Annotated in this window: 15 protein-coding genes; 3 read left to right on the top strand and 12 right to left on the bottom strand. The window is 58.4% G+C overall.

The window, feature by feature from the left end; translation table 11 throughout:
- Window positions 1–21 precede the first annotated feature (21 nt).
- From AB5Y81_RS10045 to AB5Y81_RS10035, 3 genes are all read right to left on the bottom strand, one after another.
- Entirely contained in the window at window positions 22–462 is a 441-nt protein-coding gene (locus AB5Y81_RS10045) for a DUF2489 domain-containing protein (protein WP_005307801.1), read from the bottom strand.
- An 11-nt stretch (window positions 463–473) separates the two neighbouring features.
- Window positions 474–1,052, bottom strand: coding sequence for a Der GTPase-activating protein YihI (gene yihI, locus AB5Y81_RS10040; RefSeq protein WP_005307800.1), 579 nt, complete (start codon window positions 1,050–1,052; stop codon window positions 474–476).
- Between the two features lie 830 nt (window positions 1,053–1,882).
- Window positions 1,883–2,500, bottom strand: a complete 618-nt coding sequence (locus tag AB5Y81_RS10035; RefSeq protein WP_005307797.1) for a cytochrome c — start codon at window positions 2,498–2,500, stop codon at window positions 1,883–1,885.
- Between the two features lie 142 nt (window positions 2,501–2,642).
- Here AB5Y81_RS10035 and yihA point away from each other — a divergent pair, with 142 nt between their 5' ends.
- The gene (gene yihA / locus AB5Y81_RS10030; RefSeq protein WP_005307794.1) at window positions 2,643–3,293 is read left to right on the top strand and encodes a ribosome biogenesis GTP-binding protein YihA/YsxC; all 651 of its coding nucleotides are present in this window, start codon (window positions 2,643–2,645) and stop codon (window positions 3,291–3,293) included.
- A gap of 790 nt (window positions 3,294–4,083) precedes the next feature.
- On the opposite strand, the gene AB5Y81_RS10025 is transcribed toward yihA, so the two are convergent.
- The 9 genes from AB5Y81_RS10025 to AB5Y81_RS09985 form a co-directional block, all read right to left on the bottom strand.
- A complete protein-coding gene (locus tag AB5Y81_RS10025; RefSeq protein WP_005307791.1) occupies window positions 4,084–4,344 on the bottom strand; it encodes a DUF1488 domain-containing protein in 261 nt (86 codons plus the stop codon).
- Entirely contained in the window at window positions 4,341–5,162 is an 822-nt protein-coding gene (gene aroE, locus AB5Y81_RS10020) for a shikimate dehydrogenase (RefSeq protein ID WP_017778610.1), read from the bottom strand. Before aroE ends, AB5Y81_RS10025 begins: the two co-directional genes overlap by 4 nt.
- A gap of 102 nt (window positions 5,163–5,264) precedes the next feature.
- Window positions 5,265–6,173, bottom strand: a complete 909-nt coding sequence (gene hemF / locus AB5Y81_RS10015; RefSeq protein ID WP_017778611.1) for an oxygen-dependent coproporphyrinogen oxidase — start codon at window positions 6,171–6,173, stop codon at window positions 5,265–5,267.
- A 106-nt stretch (window positions 6,174–6,279) separates the two neighbouring features.
- Complete coding sequence (locus AB5Y81_RS10010) at window positions 6,280–6,840, bottom strand: Sua5/YciO/YrdC/YwlC family protein (RefSeq protein WP_005307782.1); 561 nt, start codon at window positions 6,838–6,840, stop codon at window positions 6,280–6,282.
- Between the two features lie 133 nt (window positions 6,841–6,973).
- Window positions 6,974–7,477, bottom strand: a complete 504-nt coding sequence (purE, locus tag AB5Y81_RS10005; RefSeq protein WP_005307779.1) for a 5-(carboxyamino)imidazole ribonucleotide mutase — start codon at window positions 7,475–7,477, stop codon at window positions 6,974–6,976.
- 74 nt (window positions 7,478–7,551) lie between these two features.
- Window positions 7,552–8,109, bottom strand: a complete 558-nt coding sequence (locus AB5Y81_RS10000; RefSeq protein WP_005307777.1) for a type I DNA topoisomerase — start codon at window positions 8,107–8,109, stop codon at window positions 7,552–7,554.
- Between the two features lie 55 nt (window positions 8,110–8,164).
- Window positions 8,165–8,638: a DUF494 family protein gene (locus tag AB5Y81_RS09995; RefSeq protein WP_005307774.1), complete on the bottom strand. Its 474-nt coding sequence runs from the start codon at window positions 8,636–8,638 to the stop codon at window positions 8,165–8,167.
- Window positions 8,631–9,746, bottom strand: coding sequence for a DNA-processing protein DprA (dprA, locus tag AB5Y81_RS09990; RefSeq protein ID WP_368146636.1), 1,116 nt, complete (start codon window positions 9,744–9,746; stop codon window positions 8,631–8,633). The genes AB5Y81_RS09995 and dprA overlap by 8 nt, the downstream gene beginning before the upstream one ends.
- Before the next feature lies 1 nt (window position 9,747).
- Window positions 9,748–10,836 (bottom strand): LysM peptidoglycan-binding domain-containing protein, encoded by a 1,089-nt coding sequence (locus AB5Y81_RS09985; RefSeq protein WP_017778614.1) that lies wholly within the window; start codon window positions 10,834–10,836, stop codon window positions 9,748–9,750.
- A 108-nt stretch (window positions 10,837–10,944) separates the two neighbouring features.
- Between AB5Y81_RS09985 and def the strand changes: the two genes are divergently transcribed.
- Together def and fmt are read left to right on the top strand one after the other, a co-directional pair.
- A complete protein-coding gene (gene def / locus AB5Y81_RS09980) occupies window positions 10,945–11,457 on the top strand; it encodes a peptide deformylase (RefSeq protein WP_011704266.1) in 513 nt (170 codons plus the stop codon).
- Between the two features lie 12 nt (window positions 11,458–11,469).
- Entirely contained in the window at window positions 11,470–12,414 is a 945-nt protein-coding gene (fmt, locus tag AB5Y81_RS09975) for a methionyl-tRNA formyltransferase (protein ID WP_279485014.1), read from the top strand.
- Window positions 12,415–12,448 lie beyond the last annotated feature (34 nt).

Raw genomic sequence — 12,448 nt, 5'->3', positions numbered from 1 at the left:
CTTCCTCTTGTTGTTATTGGCTCACCGGCTTAACTGAAAATCCTTCAGTCGGGCCACATCCTTGAGGATCTGCGCCTCCAGCTCGGCCTCATAGCCACTGCGTTCGAGATCCATCTTCATGATTTCATTGCGCTTGAGGGCCCGCCTCGCCTCATGGGTCGGCATCTCTTTCACCTTCTCGTAGAGACCGTACAGCCCCGGAAATTCACCGGCAAAGGCACGACCGCCCTTGATCTGCAGTGCATCGAGCAGGTTGGTCAGCCGGATGGCACCCTCGGAGTAGTCGCACTGGCCGTCTCGTACCGCGTGGGCGATGACCCTGACGCTCTCGAGAATACGCTCATTGCGGGCCGCGATGGCCTGCTGCTGGCTGTCGTGCTGGCGCTTGAGACGGGCCAGCAGGGAACCGGCATAGAAGGCCAGCCCCAACAAAATCAGGCCGCCCAACAGGGCGGCCAGCATCCATCCACTCATCACTTTTTCTTCGGCTCAGGCTTGGGCTCCGGCTGATAGTCAACCTGAGTGAAACGATCCCACAGCTCCTCTTCGGAGGCAGGCTGGTTCGGCTCGTCAAAGTCGGCATCATCAAAGTCCATGTCGTCTTCGTCGTCATCGTTGTCGATGATGCCAAGCTCGTCCATCAGCTCCTGATAGCGATCGACCCTCTGATCGACCCAGGCCTGCTCGGTCGCTTCCAGGGTTTCACCAGCATCCAGACGATCCAGCAGGTCATTGAGGCGATCATCATTCTCGATGGAGGCCAACTCCTGCTCGGGTGTCATCACCAGCTTCTTCTCTTTGGCGGGTTTGGGCGCCACCGGCTTGCCACCCTTCTCTTCCACGATCAGCGCGACGGGCTTGCGGGAACCGATACGCGGGTCCTTGGCCTGCTTGGTACCGCCTTTCTTGCCGCTCTGCTCGACTTGCTGGCGGGATCCGGCCTTCAAGCCCTTGCGCTTGGCGGCGCGCTTGCGCTCACGGCCTTCCTGGGCACTGGCCTCTGATTCTTTGCGCTTACCGGCGGGCTTGCGATTGGGTTGTTTAGCCGACATGAATGACTGACTCCGACAAATAACTGGATTGAAACCCGTTCCCGGCCTGATGTGGGCCGGGGAGGATGCTGATACCGGGAGTGATGGACGAGAAACAAAAAGTGGGATCCCGCACCCATCCGGCCATGAATGACCGCCAAATACCGCAGGATCGGCATCCTCTGGGCATGTTGCTGGTATTTTGACACAGAATGACCGGGCGGGTTAATGACCCAAAAGAAAAAAGGCAGCCGAAGCTGCCTTGATATGTTTATGCGAGTCCCATCCCTGGCTGCAAATCACCCTGTCCGTGGTGATACGTCTGCGCATCATATCTTTGTGTGTGGTCGTCCTGACCTTAATTGGTCGATCCTGAATGTGCGTGTGCTTGCCTGACCCATGCCGACGACGTCCGGTCATCTTCTGGGGTGGTTGCGTCCCGCAGCCCCGCTCTTCCTGAACGGTCACCATCCTGGTTTTTCAATCCTTTGCCTGCCACTTGCATGGCTCCGTGGCGTCCTGCCGCCTCGACATCCTGTCTTTCACGTCATCCCTGTCGTGAACTGCCCTGCGGGCCACTCCATGCATCCACTGTATCAACTTAATAAAGTGGCTCAATCCACCAGGAACGTTTTCAAACGGAAATAATCCATCTATTGTCATTTAACATATTGAAATTAATGAATTACTAAGCATTATTCCCGAATTTTTTAAGCCCTGGCCAGGCTCATGAATGGGAGATCTCTTACAACAATGTGAGAAAAAATTGGCCAAATGGTGTTAAAGGCCAAAAAGAAACGAGGAGCCACTGGCTCCTCGTCAATATCAACGGGCTGGATAAACGACCGCAATCAGTGCAGACCCGCCACATATTTGGACAGCACTTCGATATCCTGATCGGTCAGCTTCTTGGCCACGTCCCGCATCATGCCGTTCGGATCATTGTCACGAGCGGCAGCCCTGAAGGCGGTGAGCTGGGCCTTGATGTAGGCTGGGTGCTGGCCGGAGAGGCTTGGATACTTGGCCTGCTCGACCCCGGAACCACGAGGACCATGACAGGCGGTACAGGCAGCCAGACCGCGGCTCATGTCGCCCCCCATGTAGAGCGCCTTGCCTGCCGCCACAGCATCATCGGGCACGGCGATCGGCGTCACCTTCTGGCTGGAGAAGTAGGCAGCCAGGTCCTCCATGTCCTGCTCGGACAGGGGAAGCGCCATCGGCCCCATGATGGGAGCAACCCGACCAGTTTGGCCGGAAGCTGCAGCCTTCAGTTCAACTAACTGCTTTTTGATATATGATGCGTGCTGACCAGCAATCTTGGGATACATGTCGACAAGGCTGTTTCCGTCCGGTCCGTGACAGGCCGCGCAAACGGCAGCCTTGGTTTGTCCCGCAGCGGCATCGCCCTTGGCTTGTGCCATCCCCGTTACGCCAACCATCAGAGCAAGAGTAATGACTAGGTTCTTCATGGCGTTCCAACTTCTCGTTATTAGGCTTCCAGATCCCATGCCGCTGAAGGCATGTTAAAATAAACGCGTTTAAGCGACGCCATTTTACACGATTTCACAAAAAAGTAACTCTATAACCCTCTATCTCTATGGGGAATTTACGTTGGATACACAAACTCTGAATTTCAATAAGGTGCATTTTGTGACCAGCGCACCCGACATCCGTCACCTGCCAAATGATGGGGGTGTCGAGATTGCGTTTGCCGGCCGTTCCAACGCCGGTAAGTCATCTGCATTGAATACCTTGACCAAGCACAAGAACCTGGCGCGTACCAGTAAGACCCCGGGTCGCACCCAGTTGATCAACCTGTTCGAGCTGGAGCCGGGCAAGCGTCTGGTCGACCTGCCGGGTTACGGTTATGCGCAAGTTCCGCTGGAAATGAAGCTTAAGTGGCAAAAGTCCCTGGCTGAATATCTGCAGCGTCGCGAGTCCTTGAAAGGGCTGGTGATCCTGATGGATATCCGTCACCCGCTCAAAGATACCGACATGAACATGCTGGAGTGGAGCGCCCACCGCGCACTGCCTGTCATGCTACTGCTGACCAAGGCCGACAAGCTGAGCCCGGGCCCGCGCAACAATCAGGTCATCAAGGTACGCCAGGCCGTGGCGGCACTGGGCCCGCATATCCAGGTGGAAGCCTTCTCCTCGCTGAACAACATCGGGGTGGAAAAGCTGGCCCAGACGCTGACCGGCTGGTATCAGGCTGGCGCCGATGAGGTGATTGACGACGAACAAGAGTCGATCGAGGAATAGCTCCCCTCTTGTTGATGCGGCAAACAACCATGCAATTGGCGGAGCGGCTCCTCCGCTGATTGAAAGGCTTTCAGCCTGTGAGTCCCCTTCTCTGCCCTCCATCCACGCTTGGCTTACCTCCCTCCAAAAATCTGAATAACCATATTGATCAATGGGATAAACAGTTAATTTTATATAACAATTAACTTTTCATCCCATTGGCAACGTTTTCAAATTCATGCAGAGAAAAAGCGGCGATATCGCTTAATAAGTACCAAAATGAAATTTAATTACATTTTCTGTGGTGGAGGGATAAAAATGAGGCCGATGCTGCAGATGCAGTACCGGCCTTAAACAATCAGTTCAAAAATTGGGAAGAAGCTAAATCTTGAGAACAAAGACGACTGGTTTTTCCTCAAGAAGCCCTTTCATTCTAACAAATATTCACCAACATTAAAGCATTTACTCTAAACGCAACCCATAAAAAAACGCCCCGATGATGACTCACCGGGGCTGCTATTCAGCCACATTCAATTACGTGAAATAAAAGGTCTGAAAGATAGAACATCTTACCTCTGTACCCTACGTTGTTAACTGTATAGCAAAGCAGCAGAAAGTGAAAGTAATTTATGTAATTTAGTTTCACGGAAAATGAATTACATAAATTTTCTTACTTTTCATGCAGATAAAAAAATCCCCAGTACGAATACCGGGGCGTTATAAAGGTGACTAGCTAGCACTTCCTCAACTATCTAGTTAGTCCACGTCTCTTGGTACAAGTTCCGCTGCTTTGAGAAAAAACTCGTAAAAATCACAGATAGATTGCACCATCCTCTGCAAACTCTTGTTCTTCAATGAGTTTTTCAGCCATCTCTTCGATGTCAAAACGTACGCTTTCGAAGGCCCGCAGTATGTCCTCCTCCCTGGCCAGGGAGAGACCGGTCATTTTTTCCAGTCGCCGGCGGCTGATGTAGCAGTCGACCAGTGCCCCCATCTGCTGGGCGGGAAAATGGATGCGCTGTTCATGCGGTTGCCAGTCCGCCAGCTCGGGAAACAGGATGCCTTGATTCATAGGGTCCCCAGATTGCGTTGCAGTTCTCTCAATACCTGTTTAGTCCCTGGCCGGATTCCGCGCCACACGGTAAACGCTTCGGCCGCCTGTTCCACCAGCATGCCCAGCCCGTCCATGGCCTGGCGGGCACCATGTTGTCTGGCCCAACCAATAAAAGGGGTATCCGTCGCACCATACATCATGTCGTAGATAGCGATGTCGGCATGGATCAGGGCAGGATCCAGAGGCGGGAGCTCTCCCTGCAGACTGGCAGAGGTGGAGTTGATGATCAGATCGAAAGGACCGGCTAGCTGCGGGTAAGTCTGGGCACTGACGGACCCCAGATCAGCAAACTCGGCCGCCAGCTGCTCGGCCCGGGCGTGGGTCCGGTTGGCGATCACCACTTCGGCCGGCTGTTCGGCCAGCAAGGGCGCCAGGGCGCCGCGCGCCGCACCACCCGCTCCTAGCAACAGGATCCTGCTGCCGGCCAAATTCATCCCATGGGACTTGAGGTCAGCCACCAACCCGGCCCCATCGGTATTGTCCCCCAGCAATACGCCGTCATCGGTCAACTTGATGGTATTGACCGCCCCCGCCCGTTTGGCCCTGGGGCTCAGCCGGTCGACCAGGGAAAATGCCTGCTCTTTGAAGGGGACTGTAACGTTGCACCCTTTGCCGCCCTGGGTAAAGAAGGCACGCAATGCGGTGGCGAACTCCTCGACTGCCGGCTCGGCCAGACCATATTCCAGCTCTTGCTGGGTCTGCCGGGCAAAGAGGGTATGAATGAAGGGGGATTTGCTGTGGCGCACCGGGTGGCCAAAAACCAGATAACGATCCATCAAGGCGTTCCTTTAGAGGGCAATCTCCCGATTTAACGGGTTTTCCCCCGCGGGAACAAGTCGAATATCGGCAACAAGAAGGGGCCGCGATGGCCCCTTGCTTCACAGCCACTCACGCGGCTTGAGATAGTCGGTGTAGAGCTGCGCCTCCGGGCTGCCAGCCTCCGGTTGCCAGTCATACTCCCAGCGGGCCAATGGCGGCATCGACATCAGGATCGACTCGGTGCGCCCCCCCGTCTGCAGACCAAACAGGGTACCGCGGTCATATACCAGATTGAATTCCACGTAGCGACCGCGGCGATATAGCTGGAACTCCCGCTCCCGCTCGCCATAGGCATCTCCTTTGCGTCGCTCGACAATCGGCAGATAGGCGGCGAGGTAGCCTTCACCCACCGCTCGCATGAAGGCAAAGCTGTCGGCAAACGGCCAGCGATTGAGATCGTCGAAGAAGAGACCGCCGACACCGCGGGTCTCGCCTCTATGCTTGAGGAAGAAGTAGCGATCGCACCAGGACTTGAACTCGGGATAGATGTCGTCGCCAAACGGCTGGCAGAGGTCGTGGGAGACCTGATGCCAGTGCCGAACATCCTCTTCGAACGGATAGAAGGGCGTCAGATCGAAGCCCCCTCCGAACCACCAGATGGGCGCCTCCCCCTCCTTTTCCGCGATGAAGAAACGCACGTTGGCATGGCTGGTCGGCACGTAGGGGTTGTGTGGATGGATCACCAGCGACACACCCATGGCCTCGAACCTGCGGCCAGCCAGCTCGGGACGATGGGCCGTGGCGGAAGCCGGCATGGCATCGCCATAAACATGGGAGAAGTTGACGCCCCCCTGTTCGATCACGGCGCCATGGCGCAGCACCCGGGTACGACCACCGCCGCCCCCCTCACGCTGCCAGGCATCCTCCACAAAGTGCCCGGCACCGTCAGCCTGCTCCAGTCCACGGCAGATGTCGTCCTGCAACTGCAGCAGGAAGGCCTTGACCTGGGCCACATCCGGTTTGCTCATCTTGTCTCCAGTCAGCCAGGATCGTCGCCTGACCCTATTATTGTCATGTCCTCGAACCGGCACTCCGCCCGTCCGCATAGCCACCAGACCTCGTCACCAACGCCGCTCAGGAGGGGCGAATGACGGCACCGGTTCTGGCATCCTTGATCTCGGATGGGTTGGCCTGCCCCCCCACCTCGCCTGGCAGGATATAGGCCAGCTGGCTGGCCAGCAATTCGCCGATGTCGGCCAGCCGGCGGGCAGGCTCCTCACCAGTCAGATTGGCACTGGTGGAGACCAGCGGCTTGCCAAAGGCGCGGCACAGCGCCTGTACCTGTGGATGGGCCGTAACGCGCACGGCCAGGGTGTCAAATTGCCCGGTCAGCCAGGCCGGCGTATCGGGACGAGCCGGCATGATCCAGGTAAAGGGACCGGGCCAGCTGGCCTCCACCCTGGCCAGCTGCTCGCTGGTGAGCTGGTCCAAATCGATGTAATCCTGCAGCTGGGCCAGGTCGGCGGCAATCAGGATCAACCCTTTCTCTACCGGTCGTTGCTTGATCGCCAGCAGGCGTTGTACCGCCGCTTCGGAATCGGGGTCACATCCCAGGCCAAAAACCGCTTCGGTAGCGTAGGCAATCACCCCATCGTGCTGGAGTGCGGCAACAGCAAGTTCAAATTCTTTGGACATAAAAAATGCGACAGCCGGGCTGTCGCCTCATCATAAATTAAGGTTGACCCCGCAGGGTGGCAACCACCGCAGCCCCCTTCATCCCCCTGCCAACAGCAGAGAGCGAGGCTGACCGTGGTTGCCTTCTCGGGGCTTACTTGAGTTGAGCCTGCAGGGCGGCATCCTTGGCCAGCACCTCGTCGGCATTCTTCTGGCGCTCGGCCCGAACCTTGGCCGCCAGTTCATCATCGGCCACCGCCAGCATCTGGGCGGCCAGATAGCCGGCATTTTTGGCACCGGCTTTACCGATAGCCACGGTTGCCACCGGCACACCACCCGGCATCTGCACGGTGGAAAGCAGGGCATCCAGCCCCTTGAGCGGGCCACCATCAATGGGCACGCCGATCACGGGACGCGTAGTGATGCCAGCCACGGCACCTGCCAGGTGAGCGGCCAGACCGGCGGCGCAGATAAATACCTTGCAGCCACGGGCTTCGGCATCGGTTACGTACTGGTGGGTCGCCGCCGGGGTACGGTGTGCGGAAGTCACCTTCACTTCCACCGCGATGTCGAACGACTTGAGAACCTCAAGAGTGGTCTGCATCACGGGAAAATCGGAATCAGAGCCCATCAATACGGCAACGAAAGGTTTAGTCATGGCGGGAATTTCCTTACTCCAAGTGGGGGGTGGAAGGTTGCCGAAAACGTTTCAATTCGCTCAAGGCGGCGCGATTATACCCGCTCGCTCTGGTGGCCGCATTTCTTTTGCGGACAGATCCAGCGCACGCTCCCCCGCACCTTTTTCTCCACCATGATGCCCCAGCCGCACTGCGGACAAGGCATGGCAACCGGCTTGTCATTGACGACATATTTGCAGTGGGGATATCCGTCGCAGGAGTAGAACTGCTTGCCATAACGCGAGGTACGGCTGATCAGATGACCCTTGCCGCACTCGGGACAGAGTACCTGGGTATCGTCACTCTCCTGCAGGGATTCGATGTGCTGACAGGCCGGATATTGGGTACAGCCCACGAACAACCCATAGCGCCCCTTCTTGATCGCCAGCGGCTGGCCACAGTCCGGACAGGCAGAGCCCTCGAGCACTTTCTCGATGTCACGGCCGGAGGGGGTCAGGGAGCGAATGAAGTCGCAGGCGGGGTAGGCGGAACAGCCCAGAAAAGGGCCGTGCTTGCCCTGGCGGATCACCAGCTCGGCACCACACTGCGGGCATGGCTCACGTTCAAGCGCATGCTCGTGGGCAGAAAAGAGGTGGTGATCGATCTTTGACATGGGCCGCGCCTTGAAATCCAGATGATCCGGATTCTACCAGCGCGGCTGCGGGCTGTCAGTGGATGACGCCATCTGACTCGTCAAACACCAGCTCTTCCATCTGCTGGTAGGCGTTTTCACTGCCGGGAACGTTGAAGAGCACCATCATGACCACCCACTTCAGGTCATCCAGCTCGATATCCGGCTTGTCCAGCTCGAGCAGACGCTCGATGCAGATTTCACGGGTTTCGGCGTTGAGCACCTGGGCCTGCTCCAGAAACAGCAGGAAGCCGCGGCACTCGGTGCTTAGACGGGCCAGTTCTTGCGGGGCATAGATACGCATCGAGCCTTGCGTGCTGGCGGCCACATAGACCTCCCGCTCGCTGTCGTGCAAATTGGCCAGTCTTTCCAGCCAGTCGAGTGCCTTCTCGATCTCCTCCTTGTCGAAACCGGCGCGGCTCAGTTCATCGGTGAGTTCGTTCTGTTCGACCGTCACATCTGCATCGCTGTGGATGTAGGTCTCGAAAAGGTACATCAATACATCAAACATGATTCGCCCTCCTCGCTCTGACGTATCCACCGGCTACCGCCATCACTGCTCCGGCCAGCTCCAGCTCAACCAACCTGCCCAATACCACTGCGACAGGAAGCTGGGTCCGCTCGGCAACGGTATCCACGCTCGTGGTCTCGTAATCTACGTTATCCAACAAATCGGCATAAGGCAATTCGCTATTATGCTGCTGCTCAGACATATCCGTCCCTTGATGCCTCAAGGCACAGAATCCCGGCAGCTCTTCCACTATATCGGCCGCGTTCAACACAAGTTTGGCCCCCTGCTGGATTAATTTGTTGCAGCCCTGCGCCTGCCCGTTCTGTGGTGCCCCCGGCACGGCGAAGACATCCCGTCCCTGTTCTAGCGCGTAACGGGCCGTGATGAGCGAACCGCTCTGCTCGGCCGCCTCCACCACCAGGGTTCCCAGCGACAGGCCGCTGATGATGCGATTGCGCCGTGGAAAGTGCTCCGCCAGCGGCCCCTTGTCGGGCACCAGCTCGGAGATGAGCACACCATCCTGCGCCATGATCTGCTCTGCCAGCCCCTGATGACGCTTTGGGTAGATGCTGTCGAGCCCGGAGCCCAGCACTGCCAGGGTGATCCCCCTGTTTGTCAGCGCCTGTTGATGACAAATCCCATCGATGCCAAGCGCCAGACCTGAGGTAATGGCCAATCCGCACGCGACCAGCTCGCTGCAGAGGCGGGCAGCATTGTCCTTGCCGGCATAGGTCGGGTGGCGCGTGCCGACCATCGCCAGCTGGGGAACAGACAGTGCTGCCAGATTGCCGCGGCAGTAGAGCAACAGAGGGGCGGCTGGGATCTCCTTGAGCAGAGGTGGATAGGCGGGATCGTCGGGGCAGAGAAGATGATTGCCGGGCTCGGCTGCCCAGCTCAGCCCCTGTTCGACCACCGGCAGAGGCCATCGCATCTGCCGGATCTGGGCACTTTGCAGACCCAGTTCTCGCAAGGTGCCATCTTCCGAGTCGAACAGGGCGGCGATGTCGCCGCCGAAATGGGCGAGCAGACGAGCGGCAGTGACCGGGCCGATACCGGTGACGGCATCCAGTGTCAGCCACAGCGCGAGTCGCCCGGATGGAAGCGTCACGTCAGAAGTTGCTGACCTGATAGCCGGTGCCGACCATGTTCTGGCTTTGCAGGATCAGCCCGTAGCTCAACTTGTCATACACCTTGAACAGCATGACCCGCGCCACCGCCTCCGAGGGGAGCGGTGGTTTGCCGGCAGAATAGAAGGCCTTGTCATAGACGGAAGAGTACTCCCGATAGGCGACCTTGCCATTCTTGCTCACCAGCCGAGTCCCGGGTCGCAGGATCTCCAGCACATCGCCGGGTGCCACCTGATCCCGCAGACCCTTGTTGATGAGCACGACATCGAACTTGCCGCCGCCCCGGGCCTTGCTCGGCAGATCGACGATATAGCCGGGTGAGATGACGGGGGCCGCCTTGGGTGTAAACACGGCAGAGAGGCTCTCCTGCGGCGGGAACGGCATCAGCTTGTCTCCCTGATACACTTCCCGCTTGCTGTGGCTGAGGGTGACCCGGGTACGGCCATCCGGCAGCAGGGCCTCCGCCCTGGCCGTACCGACGAAGACCGCCTCCTGCCCAAGTTGCTCGCCGGTTTTCCGATCCTTGTAGATGGCGCCAGGGTGGTAGATGCCGTAATCCTGGCCCGGGATCAGCGAACCCTGCACGTAGAGGGTATCGCCCTCCAGCATGCCGATATGGGCCTCATCATTACCGAGCACGTAGGGCAACTGCTTCGCCTGCTGGCTGTTTGCCAGAATATGGTCGGTCTGCAGGAAGGGGCCTATCTCGCTGAGCGGCAGGGTCGGAATGGGATTGGCCTTGTTCTCGTAGCGGCTCTTGGGAGAGAGGCGGATCACCTGCTTGCCGCCCTGGGTTGCCTTGCCGAGCCGCGGCTCGCCATTGACCCAGCTCAGGTGCAGCACGTCACCCGGGTAGATCCAGTGGGGATTGGCGATCTGCGGGTTGATGTTCCAGAGCCTTGGCCAGAGCCAGGGCTCTGCCAGATACTGGCCGGAAATATCCCAGAGGGTGTCGCCTTTTTGCACCACATAGGTCTCGGGATAGCCTGCCTTCAGTTTGAGCTGGTCGGCCTGAGCTCCCTGGCTCAACGTGGCCAACAGGCAGGCGAGGATGGTTTGCTTCAGATACATAACACTCCCTGTTACTTCTGCGCGCAAAGTGTTGCTGTTTTTTGTCGGCGTAAATGACTAGAATTACGCCAATATTGACTGCATTTATACGAAACTAAAGAAAAAACTATGGCCATTCTAGATGTATTGCGTTTCCCCGATGAGCGTCTGCGTACCGTCGCAGCCCCTGTCGAGACCTTTACACCCGAGTTACAACACATTGTAGATGATATGTTCGAAACCATGTACGCGGAGGAAGGCATTGGCCTCGCCGCCACTCAGGTCGACATTCATCAGCGCATCATAGTGATCGATGTCTCTGAAAACCGTGAAGATCCTCTGGTATTGATCAACCCCGAGATCATCGAGCAGGCCGGCAGCACCGGCATCGAGGAAGGGTGTCTCTCCGTGCCCGGCAGCCGTGCCCTGGTGCCCCGCGCCGAGTGGGTCAAGGTGCGCGCACTGGATCGCCACGGCAAGGCATTCGAGCTGGAAGCAGACGATCTGCTCGCCATCTGCATCCAGCATGAGATGGACCATCTGGTCGGCAAGCTGTTTGTGGATTACCTCTCCCCGCTCAAGCGCCAACGCATTCGCCAGAAGCTGGAAAAGATGGCCCGTGAAGATCGCAAAGTCCTCTGAGGATCTGCCCCATTGAATAAGTTGAAACTGATTTTTGCCGGTACTCCCGACTTCGCCGCCCGTCACCTGGCGGCGTTGTTGTCTTCCGACCACGAGGTCGTCGCCGTTTATACCCAGCCGGACAAGCCCGCCGGCCGCGGCCAGAAGCTCACCGCCAGCCCGGTCAAGGAGCTGGCGCTGGCCCACGATCTGCCGGTCTATCAACCGGCTTCCCTGCGCAAGGAAGAGACCCAGGCCGAACTGGCTGCCCTTGGCGCCGACCTGATGGTGGTGGTGGCCTACGGCCTGATCCTGCCCAAGGTGGTGCTCGATACCCCGCGTCTGGGCTGCATCAACGTGCACGGCTCCCTGCTGCCGCGCTGGCGCGGCGCCGCCCCGATCCAGCGTTCCATCTGGGCGGGCGATGCCGAAACCGGCGTCACCATCATGCAGATGGATGTGGGGCTGGATACCGGCGCCATGATCCGCAAGGTAAGCTGCCCTATCGCCGCCGACGAGACCTCCGCCAGCCTCTATGACAAGCTGGCCGAGCTGGGCCCGCAGGCGCTGGTCGACACCATCAACGCCATGGCCACTGGCAACACCGCCGCCGAGGCGCAGGACGATGCGCTTGCCAACTACGCCGAGAAGCTCTCCAAGGAAGAGGCCCGCATCGACTGGTCGATGGAGGCCGTCGCCATCGAGCGCTGCATCCGCGCCTTCAACCCCTGGCCCATCAGCTGGTTCGAGGTAGCCGATCAGACCGTCAAGGTATGGCAGGCCGAGGTCATCACACAGGATCATGGCCAGCGCGCCGGCACCCTGCTCAAGGCCGACAAGCAGGGGATCGATGTCGCCACCGGCAAGGGGGTACTGCGCCTGCTGACCCTACAGCCGCCCGGCAAGAAGGCGATGTCCGTGACGGATCTGCTCAACTCTCGCCGCGACTGGTTTGAACCCGGCACGCAATTGAATTGAACTGAATTGACACAAGGCGGGGCCCAGGCCCCGA

This window comes from Aeromonas sp. s2 (assembly GCF_040907935.1).
In the GTDB taxonomy this organism is placed as follows: domain Bacteria; phylum Pseudomonadota; class Gammaproteobacteria; order Enterobacterales; family Aeromonadaceae; genus Aeromonas; species Aeromonas dhakensis.
Note: the sequence above shows the minus strand (reverse complement) of the source record. Positions and strands in the feature narration are given on the sequence as shown.

Excerpts from the sequence above, each read along its gene's own strand:
- AB5Y81_RS10000 (WP_005307777.1), bottom strand. The coding sequence starts at position 8,109 with ATGTCAAAGATCGATCACCACCTCTTTTCTGCCCACGAGCATGCGCTT.
- AB5Y81_RS10025 (WP_005307791.1), bottom strand. The coding sequence starts at position 4,344 with ATGAATCAAGGCATCCTGTTTCCCGAGCTGGCGGACTGGCAACCGCAT.
- hemF (WP_017778611.1), bottom strand. The coding sequence starts at position 6,173 with ATGAGCAAACCGGATGTGGCCCAGGTCAAGGCCTTCCTGCTGCAGTTG.
- aroE (WP_017778610.1), bottom strand. The coding sequence starts at position 5,162 with ATGGATCGTTATCTGGTTTTTGGCCACCCGGTGCGCCACAGCAAATCC.
- AB5Y81_RS09995 (WP_005307774.1), bottom strand. The coding sequence starts at position 8,638 with ATGTTTGATGTATTGATGTACCTTTTCGAGACCTACATCCACAGCGAT.
- AB5Y81_RS10035 (WP_005307797.1), bottom strand. The coding sequence starts at position 2,500 with ATGAAGAACCTAGTCATTACTCTTGCTCTGATGGTTGGCGTAACGGGG.
- AB5Y81_RS09985 (WP_017778614.1), bottom strand. The coding sequence starts at position 10,836 with ATGTATCTGAAGCAAACCATCCTCGCCTGCCTGTTGGCCACGTTGAGC.
- def (WP_011704266.1), top strand. The coding sequence starts at position 10,945 with ATGGCCATTCTAGATGTATTGCGTTTCCCCGATGAGCGTCTGCGTACC.
- AB5Y81_RS10045 (WP_005307801.1), bottom strand. The coding sequence starts at position 462 with ATGCTGGCCGCCCTGTTGGGCGGCCTGATTTTGTTGGGGCTGGCCTTC.
- purE (WP_005307779.1), bottom strand. The coding sequence starts at position 7,477 with ATGACTAAACCTTTCGTTGCCGTATTGATGGGCTCTGATTCCGATTTT.
- yihI (WP_005307800.1), bottom strand. The coding sequence starts at position 1,052 with ATGTCGGCTAAACAACCCAATCGCAAGCCCGCCGGTAAGCGCAAAGAA.
- AB5Y81_RS10010 (WP_005307782.1), bottom strand. The coding sequence starts at position 6,840 with ATGTCCAAAGAATTTGAACTTGCTGTTGCCGCACTCCAGCACGATGGG.